Source organism: Kitasatospora purpeofusca, from assembly GCF_034043715.1.
Lineage (GTDB): Bacteria > Actinomycetota > Actinomycetes > Streptomycetales > Streptomycetaceae > Kitasatospora > Kitasatospora purpeofusca_A.
On sequence record NZ_JAXCLC010000158.1, the window covers coordinates 1 to 540 of the forward strand.

1 protein-coding gene is annotated in these 540 nt (G+C 67.8%); it reads right to left on the minus strand.

Going from position 1 to position 540, the window contains the following annotated elements:
• Positions 1 to 306 (minus strand): IS110 family transposase (locus tag SM793_RS36310; RefSeq protein WP_320443409.1); only part of this gene is annotated, 306 nt, incomplete at its 3' end.
• Between the last annotated feature and the right edge of the window lie 234 nt (positions 307 to 540).

Genomic DNA, 540 nt, shown 5'->3' on the forward strand with positions numbered 1-540 from the left:
ATCTGTCTTGCCCTCGCCTCGGTAGCCGTCCGAGGCCCGGTTGACCAGACGGCCGGGGATGTACAGGACCTCCTGGCCCTGGGCGACCAGCAGGCTCAGCAGCAGGGCGGGCTCGCCGCCGGTCATGTCGATCGCCCACGTCACCGGATCGCCGTCGGCGAGTGCGAGGACGTCTCCGATCAGGTTCAGCAGCTCGGGTTCGTCATTGGCGACCCGCCGCGACAGCCGGGTCCTGCCGTCCGCGTCGAGGGCCAGGCCGTGGTGGTGGCCCTTGCCGCTGTCGATCCCCGCCCATATCCGGCTCATCATGCTCCTGACGTGCGTGTTCGTGCAGTTCGTACCACGGACGACCTCGCCGGCATTGCTCTACTCAGCGACTTGCTCGCACTTCCTAATCGGCGGCCGAGTCGTCGTGGGGTGCTGGGCGGCGAAGCGAGGGAAGCCACAAGACGGCAGCCGCCTGATAGCCACACCCAGCACCCCTGGGCGACCCAACCTTACGAATGGCCCGATCAACCCGGCTCAGAAGGTAGAGCCGCC